At 72.6% G+C, this 18,874-nt stretch carries 13 protein-coding genes; 3 read left to right on the top strand and 10 right to left on the bottom strand.

The genetic code is table 11. The features are described from left to right. Positions 1–80: 80 nt before the first annotated feature. A complete protein-coding gene (locus GA0070216_RS12940; protein WP_091244552.1) occupies positions 81–1,400 on the bottom strand; it encodes a DNA polymerase III subunit delta' in 1,320 nt (439 codons plus the stop codon). Next, positions 1,400–3,466, bottom strand: coding sequence for a dTMP kinase (tmk, locus tag GA0070216_RS12935; RefSeq protein WP_091244549.1), 2,067 nt, complete (start codon positions 3,464–3,466; stop codon positions 1,400–1,402). Before tmk ends, GA0070216_RS12940 begins: the two co-directional genes overlap by 1 nt. Before the next feature lie 325 nt (positions 3,467–3,791). On the opposite strand from tmk, the gene GA0070216_RS12930 reads away from it, so the two are divergent. Further along, positions 3,792–5,000 carry an alanine racemase gene (locus tag GA0070216_RS12930; protein WP_091244545.1) on the top strand — a complete coding sequence of 403 codons (1,209 nt, stop codon included), beginning with the start codon at positions 3,792–3,794 and terminating at the stop codon, positions 4,998–5,000. Positions 5,001–5,096: 96 nt separating this feature from the next. Here the strand turns inward: GA0070216_RS12930 and GA0070216_RS12925 are convergent, their stop codons facing one another. After that, positions 5,097–5,672: a TetR/AcrR family transcriptional regulator gene (locus tag GA0070216_RS12925; protein ID WP_091244542.1), complete on the bottom strand. Its 576-nt coding sequence runs from the start codon at positions 5,670–5,672 to the stop codon at positions 5,097–5,099. Between the two features lie 225 nt (positions 5,673–5,897). Between GA0070216_RS12925 and GA0070216_RS12920 the strand changes: the two genes are divergently transcribed. After that, the gene (locus tag GA0070216_RS12920) at positions 5,898–7,205 is read left to right on the top strand and encodes a D-arabinono-1,4-lactone oxidase (protein ID WP_091244539.1); all 1,308 of its coding nucleotides are present in this window, start codon (positions 5,898–5,900) and stop codon (positions 7,203–7,205) included. Between the two features lie 248 nt (positions 7,206–7,453). On the opposite strand, the gene GA0070216_RS12915 is transcribed toward GA0070216_RS12920, so the two are convergent. The 7 genes from GA0070216_RS12915 to GA0070216_RS12885 all read right to left on the bottom strand — a co-directional run bounded on the left by GA0070216_RS12915 (position 7,454) and on the right by GA0070216_RS12885 (position 16,242). After that, positions 7,454–8,134 (bottom strand): DUF559 domain-containing protein, encoded by a 681-nt coding sequence (locus GA0070216_RS12915; RefSeq protein WP_091244537.1) that lies wholly within the window; start codon positions 8,132–8,134, stop codon positions 7,454–7,456. Positions 8,135–8,285: 151 nt separating this feature from the next. Beyond that, positions 8,286–11,159, bottom strand: a complete 2,874-nt coding sequence (gene topA, locus GA0070216_RS12910) for a type I DNA topoisomerase (RefSeq protein ID WP_091244534.1) — start codon at positions 11,157–11,159, stop codon at positions 8,286–8,288. A gap of 348 nt (positions 11,160–11,507) precedes the next feature. Next, positions 11,508–12,110, bottom strand: coding sequence for a hypothetical protein (locus tag GA0070216_RS12905; RefSeq protein WP_176738945.1), 603 nt, complete (start codon positions 12,108–12,110; stop codon positions 11,508–11,510). Continuing rightward, positions 12,101–12,643 carry a hypothetical protein gene (locus GA0070216_RS12900; RefSeq protein ID WP_091244530.1) on the bottom strand — a complete coding sequence of 181 codons (543 nt, stop codon included), beginning with the start codon at positions 12,641–12,643 and terminating at the stop codon, positions 12,101–12,103. Before GA0070216_RS12900 ends, GA0070216_RS12905 begins: the two co-directional genes overlap by 10 nt. A gap of 105 nt (positions 12,644–12,748) precedes the next feature. Continuing rightward, positions 12,749–15,136: a sodium-translocating pyrophosphatase gene (locus GA0070216_RS12895; RefSeq protein WP_091244527.1), complete on the bottom strand. Its 2,388-nt coding sequence runs from the start codon at positions 15,134–15,136 to the stop codon at positions 12,749–12,751. Positions 15,137–15,451: 315 nt separating this feature from the next. Next, positions 15,452–15,889 carry an ATP-binding protein gene (locus GA0070216_RS12890; RefSeq protein ID WP_091244524.1) on the bottom strand — a complete coding sequence of 146 codons (438 nt, stop codon included), beginning with the start codon at positions 15,887–15,889 and terminating at the stop codon, positions 15,452–15,454. Further along, a complete protein-coding gene (locus tag GA0070216_RS12885) occupies positions 15,886–16,242 on the bottom strand; it encodes an STAS domain-containing protein (RefSeq protein ID WP_091244521.1) in 357 nt (118 codons plus the stop codon). The genes GA0070216_RS12890 and GA0070216_RS12885 overlap by 4 nt, the downstream gene beginning before the upstream one ends. Before the next feature lie 132 nt (positions 16,243–16,374). Between GA0070216_RS12885 and GA0070216_RS12880 the strand changes: the two genes are divergently transcribed. Next, positions 16,375–18,870, top strand: coding sequence for a DEAD/DEAH box helicase (locus GA0070216_RS12880; RefSeq protein WP_245722468.1), 2,496 nt, complete (start codon positions 16,375–16,377; stop codon positions 18,868–18,870). Positions 18,871–18,874 lie beyond the last annotated feature (4 nt).

Here is an 18,874-nt window from a genome sequence, read left to right as displayed (position 1 = left end):
CTGCGTGCCACCACGATCACCGCGGCCCACCGGGACCGTACCGCACGCCGTCAACACGTGTCGATGGGCGGAAACGGGGGTCAGCCGCGCCAGAGGGAGAGCATCATCGCCTCCACGGCGATGCGGGGTTTCACGTTCGCCTCGATCGCCGCCCGGCACTCCAGCACCGCCTCCAACCGGCGCAGCGAGCCCTCGGGGGCCCACTTCTGCCCACCCGCCTCGGCCAGCGGGGCGGTGTCGGTGTGCACCGGGGCGACCGGCGCGCGCCACGCCGAGGTGAGCGCGTCCCGGTAGAACCCGGCCAGGTCCACCAGGGCCCGGTCCAGGGCGTCCCGCTGGGCCCGGGTGGCCCGGGACTTCTGCCGCTTCTCCAGGTCCTTGAGCTGGCCGGCGGAGCCACGCGTCGCGCCCGCCGCGCCCCGGCCGGTGCCGCCGGCGCCCAGCGCGGTCTGCAAGGCGGCCCGCTCGGCCGCGTCGGACTCCGCCACCGAGGCCGCCGCCTCCGCCTCGGCCGCCTCGATCAGCGCCGACGCCGCGTCGAGCGCGGTGCCCACCCCGGTCAGCCGACGCGGCACCGCCAGCACCGCGTCCCGGCGCTGGCGCGCCTCGGGGTCGCGGGCCAACCGCCGGGCCCGCCCCACGTGCCCCTGCGCGGCGGCTGCCGCCCACTGCGCCACGTCGGGCGCGATGCCGTCCCGTCGGACCAGCACCTCGGCGACCGCCACCGCCGAGGGCTGCCGCAGCGGTACGACCCGACAGCGCGACCGGATCGTCACCGAGACGTCCTCCGGGTGGGTGGACGGGGCGCAGAGCAGGAAGACCGTGCGGGGCGGTGGCTCCTCGACCGCCTTGAGCAACGCGTTGCCGGCCGCCTCGGTGAGCCGGTCGGCATCCTCGATGATCACCACCTGCCAGCGCCCGCCGGACGGGGTGCTCGCCGCCCGCAGCACCAGGGCGCGCATCTCGCCGACGCCGATGGAGAGCCCCTCGGGGGCCACCAGCCGTACGTCGGCATGGGTGCCGGTGAGTGTGGTGTGGCAGCCGGGGCAGACGCCGCAGCCGGTGCCGTGCACGCACTGGAGGGCGGCGGCGAAGGCGCGGGCGGCCACCGAACGGCCGGAGCCGGGCGGACCGGTGAAGATCCAGGCGTGGGTCATCCCGGCCGCCGGGTCGACGACCGTCGCGTCCGGGGCGGCAGTGCCCCCGACCACGTCGGCGTCGGCGTCGGCGTCGGCGTCGGCGTCGGCGTGATCGTCCAGGGCGTCGTGCTCCGGGCCACCGGTGGCGGCGGGCGGGGGGAGGTGGGCGGCGTGGAGCACGGCGGCGGCGGACGCGGCGGCCCGGCGCAGCGTGTCGACCGCGTCGTCCTGACCGACCAGGTCGGCGAAGACGTCCGACATCAGGTGCGGTGCTCCATGCCCACCAGCTCCGTGTCGGATAACTCGGGCTGGACCGAGGTGTCCGGTCCCTGCGCCGGGCGGGGGTGCACGATGCCGGCCGGGTCCACCAGGAGTTCCTGGACCCGGCGACCGACCAGACCCGAGATCTCCTCGACCGGGCGGGCGGCGTCGAGCACCAGGTAACGCTTCGGATCGTTGGCCGCGAGGTCGAGGAAGGCGTAGCGGACCCGCTCGTGGAAGGCGACGGATTCGGCCTCCAGCCGGTCGGCCCCCTGATTGCGGGCGGCCACCCGGGACAGGCCGGTACGCGGGTCGACGTCGAGCAGCACCACCAGGTCGGGCTTGAGCCCACCGGTGGCCCAGGAGGAGAGCCAGGAGACCTCCTCGACCGGCAGCGTACGGCCGGCGCCCTGGTAGGCCAGGGACGAGTCGACGTACCGGTCGCTGATCACCACCGCACCCCGGATCAGGGCGGGCCGGACCACGGTGGCGACGTGGTGGGCGCGGTCGGCGGCGTACAGCAGCGCCTCGGCGCGCGGGGACGGCGCGTCCGCGCCGGAGTCCTCCAGCACCATGGCCCGGATCCGCTCCCCCACCACGGTGGCGCCCGGCTCGCGGGTCATCACCACGTCGCGGCCCTGCTCGCGCAGGCGGGCGGCGAGCGCTTCCAGTTGGGTGGACTTGCCGCCCCCCTCACCACCCTCGAAGACCACGAAGAGCCCGTTGGAGACGAACGGCTCGGCCGGCATCAGGGGCCGGCCGCGCATCGAACCCCAGAGGTCGGCCAGGACCGGCACGCCCTTCTTGTCGTCCATCTGCCCGAACGCGCTGATCCCGGCGAAGATGCCGGCCAGGCCGGCGGCGAGCAGCAACAGCCGGGTGGAGGAGACGGAGATGCCGAGGTCGGCGATAGCGAGCTGGCGCGAGCCACCGACCCCGACCAGCAGGCTGCTCAGCGCGATGGCCAGGATCAGCACCAGCCGGGTGCCGATCTGCACCACGGCGAACACCCGGCCGCGTACCTCGTCGGCGACCTCGCCGCCGAGCAGCGTGGTGCCGGCGAGGAAGGCCATGCCGGCACCCGCGCCGACCATGATCGCGCCGAGGATGGCCATCGACAGGTGGATGGCGAAGGCCAGCACCAGCACGGAGGCGCTGGCCAGCACGATGCTCATGCCGAACCAGCGTCGGCGGGACATGTCCCGCACGATCATCGGGCCGAGCCCGATGCCGATCGCCAGACCGATGAAGATCGCGCCGAACAGCATGTAGAAGGCGGCGTCACCGGCGCCCAGCGAGGCGGCGAAGAACTTGGCCGTGCCGATCACGATGCCGCCGCCGGCGAACGCGCCGAAGATACCCAGCACCAGGCCCCGGACCAGCGGGGTCTGGCCGATGAACTTCCAGCCCTCGGTGAACTGGCTGAACATGCCCTGCTCGGCGCGTTCACCCCGCTCCCGCGCCTGGGCCTGGCTGATCTCCTTGATGCCGAAGGTCACCACCAGCGCGGTGGCCAGCCGGGAGAAGGCGTTGAACCAGAGGGCGAGCTGGGCCGGCTCGGCCCAGCCGGGCATCTCCCCGCCGGTGATCCCCCGCACGGTGCGGTCCAGCACCGCCAGGGCGATCGCGGCGGCGACCGGGGTCAGGCCGTACGTGGTGATCAGGGTGAGCTGGTTGGCCGTCTCCAGCCGGGCGCGCGGAATGAGGTTGGGGACCGCGGCCTCCTTGGCCGGAATCCAGAGCAGGGTGATCGACTCGATGAGGAAGGTGGCGATCGCCGCCCAGGTGACCACCACGCCGCCCTGGACACCGAGCAGCGCGACCAGCGGGATCGAGGCGAAGAGCACGAACCGCAGCAGGTCGCAGATGACCATCGTCCAGCGCCGGTCGAACCGGTCGGCGAGCAAGCCGGCAACCGGCCCCAGCACCAGCGCCGGAAACAGCCGGATCGCGATCACGCCACCGAACACGGCGCCCTGGGCGGTGCTGCCGGACACCTGCGCGGCGGCGAAGACGGAGGTGGCGAGCAGGCCGAGCCAGTCGCCGAAGGAGGCCGCGCCGAGCACGATCCAGAGCCGCCGGAACGGCCTGATGCGCAACACGGACCGGATCGCCGCCGCGCCGGACCGATCGGTCTGGGCGGAGCCGCCGGGCGGTGGGCCGGATGACGACGCGCCGGACGACTCGCCGTTCTGCTGGCTTTCGATGGCCGTACCTCCACGTGCCGGCCCAACACTGGGCAGTCCCGGTGGAACACTCTAGACCCGGTGGGAGCCTCCCCACCGGCGACATTCTCCTGCTCGCCGAGCCTAGGCCGCGAACACCACCGACCGCAGCCCGGTAGGACGTGAGGAGCTTTCGCATTTCCGTCCGGACAGTTAGCGTGCATTCGTGGCCATCGACAGCGACACCCTGCGCGAACGCCTCGACAAGGCGACCGCCCACCTCGACCCGCCCTACGCCGTGGTGGACCTCACCGCCTACGACGCCAACGCCGCCGCGCTGGCCGCCCGCGCCACCGGCAAGCCGGTCCGCGCCGCCAGCAAGTCGATCCGGGCCCGCGACCTGCTCACCCGGGCGCTCCGGCAACCCGGGTGGGCCGGCGTGATGGCCTTCACCCTGCCCGAGGCGAACTGGCTGGTCCGCTCCGGCGTCACCCACGACGCGCTGGTGGCCTACCCGACCGCCGACCGGGGGGCGCTCGCCGAACTGGCCACCGACCCGCAGCTCGCCGCGGCGGTCACCCTCATGATCGACAGCACCGAACAACTGGACCTGATCGACGGGGTGTGCCCGCCGGGCCGCCGCCCCGAGCTGCGGGTCTGCCTCGACCTGGACGCCTCCTGGCGACCGCTGCGCGGGCGGGTGCACGTCGGCGTTCGCCGCTCGCCGGTGCACAGCGCCCGGGCGGCCGGCGCGCTGGCCGCCGCCGTCGCCCGCCGACCCGGCTTCCGGCTGGTCGGCCTGATGTCGTACGAGGCACAGATCGCCGGTCTCGGGGACGCCCCGCCCGGGCAGGCCGCGCTCAGCGCCGCGATCCGGATCGCCCAACGCGGGTCGTACCGGGAACTGCTGGCCCGCCGGGGCGCGGCGGTGGCCGCCGTCCGGGAACACGCCGACCTGGAGTTCGTCAACGGCGGTGGCACCGGCAGCGTGGCCGCTACCAGCGCCGACCCCGCGGTCACCGAGGTCACCGCCGGATCGGGGCTGTACGGGCCGACGCTGTTCGACGCCTACCGGGCCTGGCGGCCGGCCCCCGCGGCGTTCTTCGCCTGCGCGGTGGTCCGTCGGCCGACGCCGGAGATCGCCACCGTGCTGGGCGGCGGTTGGATCGCCTCCGGTCCCGCCGCCACGAGCCGGCTGCCCCGGCCGTGGCTGCCGGCCGGGCTGAAGCTGGTCGGCAGCGAGGGCGCGGGCGAGGTGCAGACCCCGCTCACCGGCGCCGCCGCAGCCGGGCTGCGGATCGGCGACCGGGTCTGGTTCCGCCACGCCAAGGCGGGCGAACTCTGCGAACGGGTCAACGAACTGCACCTGGTCGACGGGGACACGGTCGTCGGCACGGTGCCCACCTACCGGGGCGAGGGGCACGCCTTCCTCTGACCGCGTCCCACGCCCTGGGCTGGACGCGGCTCAGGGCTGGACGCGGCTCAGGGCTGGACGCGGCTCAGGGCTGACGCGGCTCAGGGCTGACGCGGGTCAGGGCTGGGCGACGGGCGCGGTGGGGGCCTCGACATGCCGGTGCAGGTATTCGCGGATGAGCGCCTTGGCCTCGGCCAGGACCCGCTCGTCGCCCTCCTGCTTGCGGCGGAACGCCAGCTTGATCAGGGCGTCCGCGGCCTCGACGGCGATCTCCAGGCAGAACCGCAGGCGCGGCTCGTCGGCCATGCCGAACCGCTCGGTGAGCACCCGGGCCAACTGGTCGGCGATCACCCCGTTGTTGTCGCGCTGCTCGTCGAGCAGGTGCAGGTCGACCACGTCGCCGAAGTGCAGGGTCCGGAACCCGGGGACGGTGCGGTGCATCGAGATGTACTCGTCGATGCCCGCGCCGACGCCGTCCCACCAGTGGGCCAGGTCGTCCGAGGCGAACCGCTCGTCGAGGCGCTGGAGGTAGGACTCCATGGTGCGCAGGGTCAACGCCTGCACGATCGCCCGCTTGTCCGGGAAGAACTGGTAGACCGACCCGATCGCCACCTCGGCCCGCTCGGCGAGCAACGTGGTGGTCAACCCCTCGTAACCCACCTCGTCGACGAGTTCGGCACAGGCGTCCAACATCCGTTGGACGCGCGCGACACTTCGACCCTGCACCGGAACGCGGCGCAGCGGCCCGGTCGTGGCGGCTGGTGTGGACACTCGACGCCACCCCCCTTCGACGGAAGAACATATCCACATGTCACGAGACCGTGACTACCGGTACAACGAGCGGACCTCGATTGCGGTATTTACCAGGCACAACGTTCCTGATATGAAGGCAGTTCACATTCATGTCGAGGAGCGCCGATGGCCGGTACCGCCACCGCTTGGTCCAACTGGGCTGGCAACCAACACAGCGTCGCCACCGCCATCCTGCGCCCTACCACCGTCGAGGACATAGCCGAGGCGGTCCTGGACGTGGCGGGCGCGGGTGAGCGGATCAGGGTGGTCGGCAGCGGCCACTCGTTCACCCCCATCGCCCTGTCCGACGGGCGGCGGATGGAGCTGTCCGCCCTGCGGACCGAGGTCCGGGTCGACCGGGACGCCCGACTGGTCACCGTGCCCGCCGGAACCACCCTGCGGGCGCTCAACGCACTGCTGGCCGGGCACGGCCTGGCGATGCCCAACCTGGGCGACATCGACGCGCAGACCATCGCCGGGGCGATCTCCACCGGCACCCACGGCACCGGCGCGGCGTACGGCTGCCTCTCCACCTTCGTCGAGGCGCTCACCCTGGTCACCGGCACCGGCGAGGTGCTGCGCTGCTCGGCCGGGGAGCACCCGGAGATCTTCGCCGCCGCCCGGGTCGGGCTGGGGGCGCTCGGGGTGCTCGTGGACGTCACGTTGCGCTGCGTGGACGCCTTCACCCTGCGCGCGCACGAACGCCCCGCCCCGCTGGACGAGGTGCTGGGGGATCTGACCGGACTCGTCGGCCGGCACGACCACGTCGAGTTCTACTGGTTCCCGTACACCGACCGGGTGCAGCTCAAGACCAACGACCGGGTGCCGGCCGACGACCGGCCGCTGCCGCGCTGGCGGGGCTGGCTGGACGACGAACTCCTCGCCAACACGGTCTTCGCCGGGGCCTGCCGGCTGGGCCGGGCCGTGCCGCCGCTGGTCCCCACCATCAGCGCGGTGTCCGCGCGGGCGCTGACCGAACGCACCTACACCGGCCGCTCCGACACCGTCTTCTGCACCCCGCGCCGGGTCCGCTTCGTGGAGATGGAGTACGGCATCCCGCGCGCCGCCCTGCCGCAGGCGCTGGCAGAGCTGCGCCGCATCGTCGACCGGCTGCCGTTCAAGGTGCTCTTCCCGGTCGAGGTGCGGTTCACCGCCGCCGACGACATCTGGCTGTCCCACGGCTACGGGCGTGACTCGGCCTACCTCGCCGTCCACCAGTACGTCGGGATGCCGTACGAGCCGTACTTCCGGGCCTTCGAGGAGGTCGCTGCGGGGCTGGGGGGCCGACCCCACTGGGGCAAGCTGCACTACCGGGACGCGGCGTCCCTGGCGACCGCGTACCCGAGGTTCGCCGACTTCCAGGACCTCCGCGCCCGCCTCGACCCCGGCCGGGTCCTCACCAACGCGCACCTGGACCACATCCTCGGCCCCTAACCAACCCCACCCCACCGCCCACTCACCCACTCACCCACTCACCCGCTGCCCGCTGCCCGCTGCCCGCTGCGATCTTGGAAGGACGTGGCCCCCAAGAGGGTTGTTTCTTTCCAAGATCTCTGCGCGAAGACCGGGCAGGACAGGACGGTGGCCGCCGGGGAGATCACCGCCGCCATCGGTTTGCACTTCATCGTGGCAGCACGCGGGCCAGGGGTGAGCGGGCATGGGCCCTCTGGGGTGGGGGTGGATCAGCCGGGCCAGCTTGCGGCGCGGAGAGCGGCACGGAGTTGAGCGACGACCTCGTCGGGCCGGCTACGCAGTGCCCAGGAGGGGAAACGGAGGACACGTTCGCCCTCGATCCAGAGGGCGTTCTGCCGGCGCAGGTCGGCCCAGGCGTGGGCCGGGTCGAGATGCTGTCCACCGTCGATCTCGACATGCACCCGCCACTGTGCGAAGTACGCGTCGAGGTAGCGGCGTCGCCCGGCAGAGTCGTACCGGATCTGTTGCCGGGTTGGCAGCGGCAGGCCGGCGCGGCGCACCAGATCGGGGAAGTCCAATTCGCTCAACGAATGGGAGCCGCCGATCGCATCGGCGGCGGTCGCCACGATCAGGGCCCGGCGACGCACCCGAGGCAGCCGGGCAATCACCTCGTCGATCTCCTCGTCCGCCACCAGGCGCTGCTGGAAGGCGGCGGCCACGATGGCGCGCGCCTCGTCACCGCTGGCCGCCCACCGGGCCGCGTCGACGATCGACCGGGCCGGCACCGGACGCGGAGGCTGTCCGACGGCGCGTACGTCCCGACGGGTCAGCAGCGTGGTCCGGTGCGCCCGTACCCCCTGCGGCAACGTGTCACGGCGTGCCGACGCCGGCAGCAACAGGTCGATCGGTGGGGTGGAAAACCGCGCAGACCACCCGCCCCGAACTCTCACCCTTCAACCCTGCCCACCCACAGCTTCCGCGCGCCACCCCTGTGGACAACGGCTAGATCTTGGAAGAATCTGGCCCCTCTGGGGGCCGTTTCCTTCCAAGATCCGCAGAACCTGCCGGACCCCGCCGGGCGGAGTGGGTGGGGTGGGTGGGTTACTCGGCGGCGGTGGTGGCCTTGCGGGGGGTGGCCTTCTTGGCCGGGGCCTTCTTCGCCGTGGTGGCCTTGGCGGTGGTGGTGGTCTTGGCGGTGGTCGTCTTCTTGGCGGCCGTGGACTTCGCGGCGGCCGCGGTCTTCTTCGCCGCCGTCGCCTTGGTCGCCGTGGCCTTCTTGGCCGCCGTCTTCTTGGCGGGGGCCTTCTTCGCCGCCGCCTTCTTCGGTGCCGGACCCTTCGCCCGCTTCTCGGCGAGCATCTCCGACGCCTGCGCGATGGTCAGCTCCTCGGGGGTCTGCCCGCGCCGCAGCGACGCGTTGAACTCCCCGTCGGTGACGTACGGCCCGAACCGGCCGTCCTTGATCACCAGTGGCTTCTCGGTCAGCGGGTCGACGCCCATCTCGCGCAGCGGGGGCGCGGCGGCCCGACGCTGGCGGGCCTTCGGGGCGGCCAGCAGGGCCAGCGCCTCGTCCAGCGTGACGGTGAACATCTTGTCTTCGGAGTCCAGCGAGCGGAACTCGTCACCCCGCTTGACGTACGGGCCGTAGCGGCCGTTGTTGGCCACCACCTCACCGCCGTCCGGGGCGACGCCGAGCAGCCGGGGCAGGCTGAGCAGCTTCAACGCCTCGTCGAGGGTGAGCGAGTCCGGGGTCTGCGTCCGCAGCAGCGACGACTTCCGCTCGCCGCTGGCGACGTACGGGCCGAACCGGCCGGACTTGAGCACGATCGGTTCCCCGGTGGCCGGGTCGTCGCCGAGCTTGCGCTCGCCGCCACCGCCGAGGAACAGCTCGTGCACCTTCTCCGGGGTCAGCTCGTCGGGGGCCAGCCCCTCCGGGATCGGCGCCCGGTCACCCGGGCTGCCGCCCTCCTCGCCGTCGACCTTCGGCGTCGGCTGCTCGCCGGGCAGGGCCCGCTGCAGGTACGGCCCGAACCGGCCGACCCGGACGACGACCTCGCGCCCCTCGTCGTCGGTGTGCAGCGGGATCGAGTTGACGCTGCGCGCGTCGATGTCGCTGAGGTTCTCGGTGACCAGCTTCTTCAGCCCGCCCGCGTGGGCGATGGCCTGGTCACCGGTGCCGTTGCTGCTGCCGAAGTAGAACGCGGTGAGGAAGTCGACGGCGGCGTGGTCGCCCCCGGCGATCTCGTCCAGCTCGTTTTCCATACTGGCGGTGAAGTCGTAGTCGACCAGGCGGGGGTAGTGCTGTTCCAGCAGCCCGATCACCGCGAACGCCAGGAACGTCGGGATCATCGCCTGGCCGCGCTTGGTGACGTAGCCGCGGTCCTGGATCGTCTGCATGATCGACGCGTACGTCGACGGGCGGCCGATGCCCAGCTCCTCCAGCGACTTGACCAGCGACGCCTCGGTGTAGCGCGACGGCGGCTGGGTGTGGTGGCCCTGTGCGGTCAGCTCGTCGGCGGCCAGCGGCTGGTCCTTGACCAGGGTGGGCAGCCGCCGCTCGGCGTCCTCCGCCTCGGCGTTCTCGTCGTCGCTGGACTCGACGTACGCGCGCAGGAAGCCCGGGTCGGTGATGGTCTTGCCGGTCGCGCCGAAGTCCGCCTCCTCCTGCGCGGCGGAGACCGCCCGGATGCGCACCGAGACGCTGGAGCCGACCGCGTCGGTCATCTGCGAGGCGATGGTGCGCCGCCAGATCAACTCGTAGAGCTTGAACTCCTCGCCGGACAGCTCCTTGGCCACGTCGCCCGGGGTGCGGAAGTTGTCCCCCGCCGGGCGGATCGCCTCGTGTGCCTCCTGGGCGTTCTTCACCTTGCCGGTGTAGCGGCGCGGCTCCGGCGGCACGCTGTGCTCGCCGTACAGCTCGACGATCTGCCGGCGGGCCGCCGTGATGGCGGTCTCCGACAGGTTCACCGAGTCGGTACGCATGTAGGTGATGTAGCCGTTCTCGTAGAGCCGCTGCGCGGTGCGCATCGTCTGCTGCGACGAGAACCGCATCTTGCGGGCCGCCTCCTGCTGGAGGGTGGAGGTGATGAACGGCGCGTACGGGCGACGACGGTAGGGCTTCTCCTCGACCCGGGTGACGGTGAACGGCCGCTCCGCCAGGCGGGCCGCCAGGCCCCGGGCGCCGCTCTCGTCGAGGTGCACCACGCCCGCACCGGGGCGGACCTTGCCGGTGGTCGGTTCGAAGTCCTTGCCGGTGGCGATCCGGTCACCGTTCAGGGCGACCAGGGTGGCGTTGAACGTGCGCGGGCCCTCGCCCGGCTTCGCCACCGCCAGGGTGGCGAGGATGTCCCAGTACTCCGCGGTGCGGAAGGCCATCCGCTGGCGCTCCCGCTCGACCACGATCCGGGTCGCCACGGACTGCACCCGGCCCGCCGAGAGCCTCGGCATGACCTTCTTCCACAGCACCGGGGAGACCTCGTAGCCGTACAGCCGGTCGAGGATGCGGCGGGCCTCCTGGGCGTCGACCAGGTCCCGGTCGATCTCCCGGGGGTTGGCCACCGCGGCCTGGATGGCCGGCTTGGTGATCTCGTGGAAGACCATCCGCTTGACCGGCACCTTGGGCTTGAGGGTCTCCACCAGGTGCCAGGCGATCGCCTCGCCCTCCCGGTCCTCATCCGTGGCCAGGAAGATCTCGTCGACCTCCTTGGCGAGCTTCACCAGCTTGCTGATCTGCTGCTTACGGTCGGCGGAGACGACATAGAGGGCGTGGAAACCGTTGTCGACGTCCACCCCGAGCCGGGCCCACGGCTCACCCTTGTACTTGGCCGGCACGTCGGCGGCGTTACGGGGGAGGTCCCGGACGTGGCCGAAGCTGGCCTCCACGACGTACCCCGGGCCGAGATAGCCCGAGATCGTCTTGGCCTTCGCCGGTGACTCGACGATGACCAGACGGGTGGTTCCAGCTTTGCTCGGCACGTCTCTCCCCGACCCCACTCCTGCTCCAGGCCCGATTCGGGCCCGTGGTGGGCCCGCCGGACCGCTGTTGGTCCGGATGTCCAACGTAACGCGCCGCCCAGGTTCCGGGTCCCGGGGGCGGCAATCAGCGTCCGCGCGGCGGCAGCGCCGACGCCGCGCCGGCCGCAGCGGCCGGACGGCGCCACCGTACACCGTGGGTAGGCCCCGAAGTGGGCCACGGTGACGATGACGGCCCCCCGACCTGGGCAAATCCCGCTGTTCACGGAGTGAGACGGCGGGCGCACCGTCCGCAACACTGTCCGCGATCGGACACTTGGCGGCCTCGGCTGCTCGACTCCCCTGGACCGGTCACGGCCAGAGCTGGGTGGGGGCGGTGGACGGGCGGTCACCGACCAGTTCGGCGAGCCGGGCCAGCCGCCGCCCGCCGATCCGGAACGCCGGGCCACCCGCCTCCGCCTCCAGCAGCGCCGCCGGCAGGCCCACCACGGCGAGCGCCGCCCGCACCACCGGCCACCACGGCTCGTCCCGGGGGTGCAGGCGCAGCAGCAGACCGGCGTCGTCGGCCGCCCCCGCGGCGGCCAGCCACAGGCGCAGCCGCCGGCCGTGCAGATGGAAGTGCGTCGGTGGACGCTTCACCCCACCGGCCAGCCAGGCCGTCGCCAGCGGAGCGAGAGTCGTCAGGTACGAGGTACGCACGACGTAGCGCTGGTCCCCCGTCGGCTCCCAGCCCGCCGCGAGCCCCCGCCTGGCCAGCTCGGCGACGAGCACGTGCACCCGCCAGGCCGCATCGACCTCGACGGACAACCGGGCGGTACGGCCCATCCGGTGCACCTCCCCCGGGCCGGCCAACAGCCCGGACAGATCGGCGACGGACGGATCGGCCGCCTCGGTGCCGAACAGCGACAACTGACGCACCGGCTCTCCGGGCGGGTCGGCACGACTCAGCGACACTCCGGGACCTCGTCGAAGGCCTGCTTGAGTTCCTCCGAGTTGAGCCGCCCGGTGTCCAGCGCGCTCGCGTCGTACTCCTTGTTGAGCTTGTCCACCGCCGCCTGGACACCGTCGTAGAACGCGGTGGCCTGCCCGGTGTCCAGGGTGTCGATGGTGTCCCCGGCGCGCCCGTAGGCGTCCCTGATCTTCTCCAGCGACGTCCGGAAGCCCTTCGACACCTCGTCGCCGTGGTCGGTCTCCGGGATGCCCGCGTCGGCGATCCGGCGGCGGGCCGTCTCGCTCGCCTGCTCGGCACCGGCGAAGAGCCGCACCAGGTTCTCCTTCGCCTGTGCCGGGGTGGTCTGGGCGGTCATCTGCTGGTGGGTGCTGCTGGTGAGCTTGCTGATCTCGGCCCGCCACGGGGTGAGCGCCTCACAGACCGAGGCCGCCCAGGCCCGCGGGCTGGGACCCCCACCACAGCCGGCGACGACGAGTACGAGCGTGGTGACCACCACCGTGAGCTTCCCGGCGGCACTCGCCCGACACCTACGCATGCGATGCAGCGTACGGCCTCGGGGCGATTGCGCCAGCCGTCAGGATTCCCGCTCGCCGCCCGGCACGGCGGGCCCCCGGGACGACCGGGGACCCGCTGCCGTCACTCAGACGTTGGCCGGTTCGACCTGTTTCGGATCGTTGCCCGCGCCGGTGCCCCCACCGTCCGGGGTGGAGTCCATCACCACGCCCTTGCGCTTGCTGAACACCACCGCCGCGACCACGATCAGGGTGGCGGCCGCCGCGATCGTCAGGCGCAGCGGGGTGTTCCGGTCGTCACCGACGCTCCAGGCCACCACGGCCGGCGCGATCAGCAGCGAGACCAGGTTCATCACCTTGATCAGCGGGTTGATCGCCGGGCCGGCGGTGTCCTTGAACGGGTCACCGACGGTGTCCCCGATGACCGTCGCCTCGTGCGACTCGGAGCCCTTGCCGCCGTACGCGCCGTCCTCGACGAGCTTCTTGGCGTTGTCCCAGGCCCCACCGGAGTTGGACAGGAAGACCGCCATCAGGGTGCCCGCCCCGATCGCCCCGGCGAGGTAGGAGGCCAGCGCGCCCGGCCCGAGGCCGAAGCCGACCGCGATCGGGGCGAGGATGGCCAGCAGGCCGGGGGTCATCAGCTCGCGCTGCGCGTCCCGGGTGCAGATGTCGACGACCTTGCCGTACTCGGGGCGCTGGGTGCCGTCCATGATCCCGGGCAGCTCGCGGAACTGCCGGCGGACCTCCATCACGACCGCGCCGGCCGAGCGGGAGACCGCGTTGATGGCCAGCCCGGAGAAGAGGAAGACCACCGCCGCACCGATGATCAGGCCGACCAGGTTGCGCGGGTTGGCGACGTTGAGCGCGTTGAGGATCTCGGTGCCGACATCACCCACGCCCGCGTCGGAGTAGGCGGTGCGCAGCGTGTCGGTGTACGAGCCGAACAGCGCGGTGGCCGCGAGCACGGCGGTGGCGATCGCGATGCCCTTGGTGATCGCCTTGGTGGTGTTACCGACCGCGTCCAGCTCGGTGAGGATCTTCGCGCCGTCGGCGTCGATGTCGCCGGACATCTCGGCCACGCCCTGCGCGTTGTCGGAGATCGGGCCGAAGGTGTCCATCGCGACGATCACGCCGACGGTGGTGAGCAAACCGGTGCCGGCCAGCGCCACCGCGAACAGCGACAGGGTGATGGAGCCGCCGCCGAGCAGGAACGCGCCGAAGACCCCGGCAGCGATCAGCAGCGCCGAGTAGACCGCCGACTCCAGGCCGACGCTGATGCCGGCGAGGATGACGGTGGCGGCACCGGTCTGCGAGCTCTTGCCGATGTCCTGGACCGGGCGGCGGGTGGTCTCGGTGAAGTAGCCGGTCAGCGCCTGGATCGCGGCGGCCAGCCCGATGCCGATGACGACCGCGGCGATGGTCACCCCGCGCGGGCCGAGCGGCGGGTCGCCGCCGTCCACGCCGAGGCTGGCCCGCCACTCGGGGCCGAGCAGGTCGGCCCAGGTCGGCTGGAGGTAGAAGTAGGAGGCGATCGCGACCAGCACCGCGGAGAACAGGGCGGAGAGATAGAAGGCCCGGTTGATGGCGGTGAGGCCGTTGCGGTCGGAGGCGCGCAGCCGGGTGATGAAGACCCCGACGATCGCCACCAGGACGCCGATCGTGGAGATGATCAGCGGGAGGACCAGGCCGTCCTCGCCGAACGCGGCGCGGCCGAGGATCAGCGCGGCGACCAGCGTCACCGCGTACGACTCGAAGAGGTCGGCGGCCATGCCGGCGCAGTCGCCGACGTTGTCGCCCACGTTGTCGGCGATGGTGGCGGCGTTGCGCGGGTCGTCCTCGGGGATGCCCTGCTCCACCTTGCCGACCAGGTCGGCACCGACGTCGGCGGCCTTGGTGAAGATGCCGCCGCCGACCCGCATGAACATGGCGAGCAGGGCGGCGCCGAAGCCGAAGCCCTCCAGCACGGTCGGTGCGTCGCCCTTGAAGAAGACGACCACCATGGCCGCGCCGAACAGGCCGAGCCCGACGGTGAGGAAGCCGACCACACCACCGGTGCGGAAGGCGATCTTCATGGCGGCTTCCCGGCCGCCGACCGCCTCCCGGGCCGCCGCGGCGACCCGTAGGTTGGCGCGGGTGGCCAGCCACATGCCGGCACCGCCGATGAACGCGCTGAACAGGGCGCCGACCACGAAGAACGCCGATCGGCCGATCTTCACCGCCAGCTCGCTGCCGTCGGTGTCGTGCACCGGCAGCAGGAAGAGCAGCACGACGGCGACGACCACGAAGATCGCCAACGTCCTGAACTGCCGGAGCAGATAGGCGGAGGCGCCCTCCTGCACCGCGCCGGAGATCTCCTGCATGTTGGTGGTGCCCTTACCGGCTGCCAGCACGGCCTTGGTCAAGGCGGCGGCGAAGACGAGTGCCACCAGCGCGATAACCGCGGCGATGACGACGTACGTCAGGTTCTCTCCGGTGAGGGACAGCGCGCCGCTATCGGCGGCCAAGATCCCGGACATCTATGTCCTCCTGTACCGAACACTGTCGCGCCGGCCAGTGGACGTATGGCCGACGCCTGGATGCGGTGGCGCACCTGCTCCGACCCGCCCCGACGGCAGATGATCAACATCTATGTTCGCTGGCTGCGGGAAGAATCACGTGCTGACAACCCACAGACTGTAGCCCTGGCCAGTGTTGGAGGTCACACCTGGGGGACGCCGTGTCCGGATGATCTCCGTAACTGTGTTATGAGGAAAAATCTGATATAGGAGGCCATCAACACCACGAGACGGCGACCCACCAAGGGTCACCGCCTCATGTACGGAAAGTAGCGATCAGCGGCCGACCGGCCACACCATCCGGACCTCGGTCCCGACGCCCTCGGCCACCGGGCGGACCTGGAGGTCCTCCACGAAACCGGCGAGCAGCGCGAAGCCCACCCCCGTGGTCAGCGCCTCGTCGGTCAACGCCTCGTTGGCCAACTCGTCGGCGTTCAACGCGGCCAGGCCCAGCCCCGCCTCGATCGGCGCCCGGTCCACCACCCGCACCGAATACGCTCCGGAGTCGGACATCTCCACCAGGACCGGATCGGCCAGCCCGTACTGGTGGTGCAGAGCGACCGCCCGGGTGCACGCCTCACCGATGGCCAACCGCACCTCGTCGAGCAGATCCTCCCGGACCCCGGCCCGACGGGCCACCGCGACACCGACCAGGCGGGCGGTGCGCACGTGCACCGGCGCCGGCGAGAAGGAGAGCCGGACCGTCGCCATCACGCGCCGGGGGCGGTGGGGTCGGCGGAGATCGCCGCGTCCACCGTCGGGTGCAGGGGGAAGACCTGGTCCAGAGCGGTGATCCGGAAGATCTTCAGCAGCGGCTCCTTGTCGCAGACCAGGGCGAACGACCCTCCGGCCGAGCGCAGCCGCTTCAGGGCACCGACCAGCACGCCCAGACCCGTGGAGTCGAGGAAGTCCACCCGTCCCAGGTCGACGACCACCCGTCGGGCGCCACCGTCGATCAACTCCAGGAGCCGTTCGCGCAGTCGGGGTGCGGTGTAGACGTCCACCTCACCACCGACCTCGAGCACCGTGTGCTCCCCCACGGTGCGGGTCGCCAGCGCCAGCTCCATCAGTCCTCCTCCGAGAGCCGTAAACTCTCCTGGGCATCTAACCATCCCCGCCGGACGGCCCGACGAGGTCACCGGTGAGGGCTCCCCCATACCCACCGGCCCGGTTGTTCAGCACCGAACACCAGTGCGAGAGTGCAGGACGTGAACCCCGCAGCCACCGCGACCGCAGGCCCCGGCACCGGGCGAGGCCCGGCCGAACTGCTGCGCAGGCTGCGCGCCCGGCACCGGGCCGACCCGGTCACCCACGTCGAGCGGGTGCCGGCCCGCGCCGGGCAGCAGGCGCCCTGGCCGCAGTGGGCCCCCGAGGAGCTCCGGGCGGCGTTCGCCCGACGCGGCGTACTCGCCCCGTGGCGGCACCAGGCCGAGGCCGCCGAGCTGGCGTACGCCGGGCAGCACGTCGTGGTGGCCACCGGCACCGCGTCCGGCAAGTCCCTGGCGTACCAACTTCCGGCGCTGGCCACGCTGCTCGCCGACCCCCGGGCCACGGTGCTCTACCTGGCCCCCACCAAGGCGCTGGCCGCCGACCAGCTCCGCGCCGTCGCCGGCCTGGACCTGGAAGGGGTACGCCCCGCCTGCTACGACGGGGACACCCCGCGCACCGAACGGGAGTGGGTCCGCCGGCACTCCCGGTTCGTGCTCACCAACCCGGACATGCTGCACCACGGCATCCTCCCCGGGCACGCGCACTGGTCGGGGTTCCTGCGCCGGCTGACCTACGTGATCGTCGACGAGTGCCACACCTACCGGGGCGTCTTCGGCTCGCACGTGGCGCACGTGCTGCGTCGGCTGCGCCGCCGGTGCGACCAGTTCGGGCGTACCCCCGTCTTCCTGCTGGCCTCGGCGACGTCGGGCGATCCGGCGGTGACCGCCGGGCGGCTCACCGGCCTGCCGGTCACCGCCGTCACCGAGGACACCTCGCCGCGCGGCGGGGTCACCTTCGCGCTCTGGGAGCCGCCGCTGCTGCCGCCCCCGGCCGACGCCGTCGCCGTCGCCGACGACCTGACCCAGGTCCGCCGGTCGGCCCTGCGGGAGACCGCCGACCTGCTCGCCGACACCGTCGCCGAGGGGGTACGCACGCTCGCCTTCGTCCGGTCCCGACGCGGCGCGGAGGTGGTCGCCGCGAACGCCCGACGGGCCCTGGACGAGGCGGTGCCCGGCCTCGGCGACCGGGTGGCCGCCTACCGGGCCGGCTACCTACGCGAGGAACGGCGGGAACTGGAACGGGCCCTGCTGCACGGCGACCTGCTGGGGCTGGCCTCCACCAACGCGCTGGAGCTCGGCGTCGACCTGGTCGGGCTGGACGCGGTGCTGATCTGCGGCTGGCCCGGCACCCGGGCGTCGCTCTGGCAGCAGGCCGGCCGGGCCGGACGCTCCGGCGACGAGGCGCTCGCCGTGCTGGTGGCCCGGGACGACCCGCTCGACACCTACCTGGTGCACCACCCGGAGGCGTTGTTCGGCCGGCCCGTCGAGGCGACGGTGCTCGACCCGGCCAACCCGTACGTGCTCACCCCGCAGCTCGCCTGCGCCGCCGCCGAGTCCCCGCTCACCCCGGCCGACCTGGAACTCTTCGGCGACGGGGCGAAGGAGGCAGTCGACCACCTGGTCCAGGCCGGCGACCTGCGGCAGCGGCCCACCGGCTGGTACTGGCGGCACCGGGAACGACCCGAGGTGGACCTGCGCGGTCAGGGTGGGGCACCGATCTGCGTGGTGGAGGCGTCCACCGGGCGGCTGCTCGGCACCGTCGACGGAGGCTCGGCGCATTTCCTCGTCCACCCCGGGGCGGTCTATCTCCACCAGGGCGTCTCGTACGTGGTCGACGCGCTGGACCTCGACGACGGGTGCGCGCTGGTACACGCCGAGGAACCCGACTGGTCCACCCACGCCCGGGACGTCACCTCGCTCTCCGTGGTGTCGGTCCGCTCCTACCGGGACGCCGGGCCGGTCGGGCTCTTCCTCGGCGAGGTGGACGTGACCAGCCAGGTGGTCTCCTACCAGCGCCGCCGGATCGCCTCCGGCGAGGTGATCGACACCCGACCGTTGGACCTGCCGGCCCGGGAGCTGCGGACCGTCGCGGTCTGGTTCACGCTCTCCCTGCGGTCGCTGGCGGCGGCCGGCGTCGAGGCGGCGGACGTGCCGGGTGCCCTGCACGCCGCCGAGCACGCCGGGATCGGGCTGCTGCCCCTGATGGCCACCTGCGACCGGTGGGACATCGGCGGGCTGTCCACCGCCCTGCACCCGGACACCGAGGCGCCCACGGTGTTCGTCTACGACGGCCACCCCGGCGGGGCCGGCTTCGCCGAGCGGGCCTACCGGACGGCGGCGGCCTGGCTGGGCGCCACCCGGGACGCCATCGTCGAGTGCGGCTGCGAATCGGGGTGCCCCTCCTGCGTGCAGTCCCCCAAGTGCGGCAACGGCAACAACCCGCTGTCCAAGCCGGGCGCGGTCCGGGTCCTCGACGTGGTCCTGACCAACCTCCCCAGCGGGATGCCCGTCCCCGCCCAATCGGCCCCCGCCCAATCGGCTCTTGCCCAGCCGACCCCCGCCCAACCGGCTCCCACCCAGCCGACCCCCGCCCAACCGGCTCCTGCCCAGCCCACCTCTGCCCAGCCGGCTTCTGTCGACCGGTAGCGGG

It is taken from the genome of Micromonospora matsumotoense, from assembly GCF_900091525.1.
GTDB lineage: Bacteria > Actinomycetota > Actinomycetes > Mycobacteriales > Micromonosporaceae > Micromonospora > Micromonospora matsumotoensis.
This window is presented reverse-complemented; position numbering and strand designations above follow the sequence as displayed.

What these genes read in the sequence shown, in the direction of transcription:
- GA0070216_RS12895 (WP_091244527.1), bottom strand. Translation starts at nt 15,136, where the DNA reads ATGTCCGGGATCTTGGCCGCCGATAGCGGCGCGCTGTCCCTCACCGGA.
- GA0070216_RS12940 (WP_091244552.1), bottom strand. Translation starts at nt 1,400, where the DNA reads ATGTCGGACGTCTTCGCCGACCTGGTCGGTCAGGACGACGCGGTCGAC.
- GA0070216_RS12900 (WP_091244530.1), bottom strand. Translation starts at nt 12,643, where the DNA reads ATGCGTAGGTGTCGGGCGAGTGCCGCCGGGAAGCTCACGGTGGTGGTC.
- GA0070216_RS12885 (WP_091244521.1), bottom strand. Translation starts at nt 16,242, where the DNA reads ATGGAGCTGGCGCTGGCGACCCGCACCGTGGGGGAGCACACGGTGCTC.
- GA0070216_RS12920 (WP_091244539.1), top strand. Translation starts at nt 5,898, where the DNA reads ATGGCCGGTACCGCCACCGCTTGGTCCAACTGGGCTGGCAACCAACAC.
- GA0070216_RS12925 (WP_091244542.1), bottom strand. Translation starts at nt 5,672, where the DNA reads ATGTTGGACGCCTGTGCCGAACTCGTCGACGAGGTGGGTTACGAGGGG.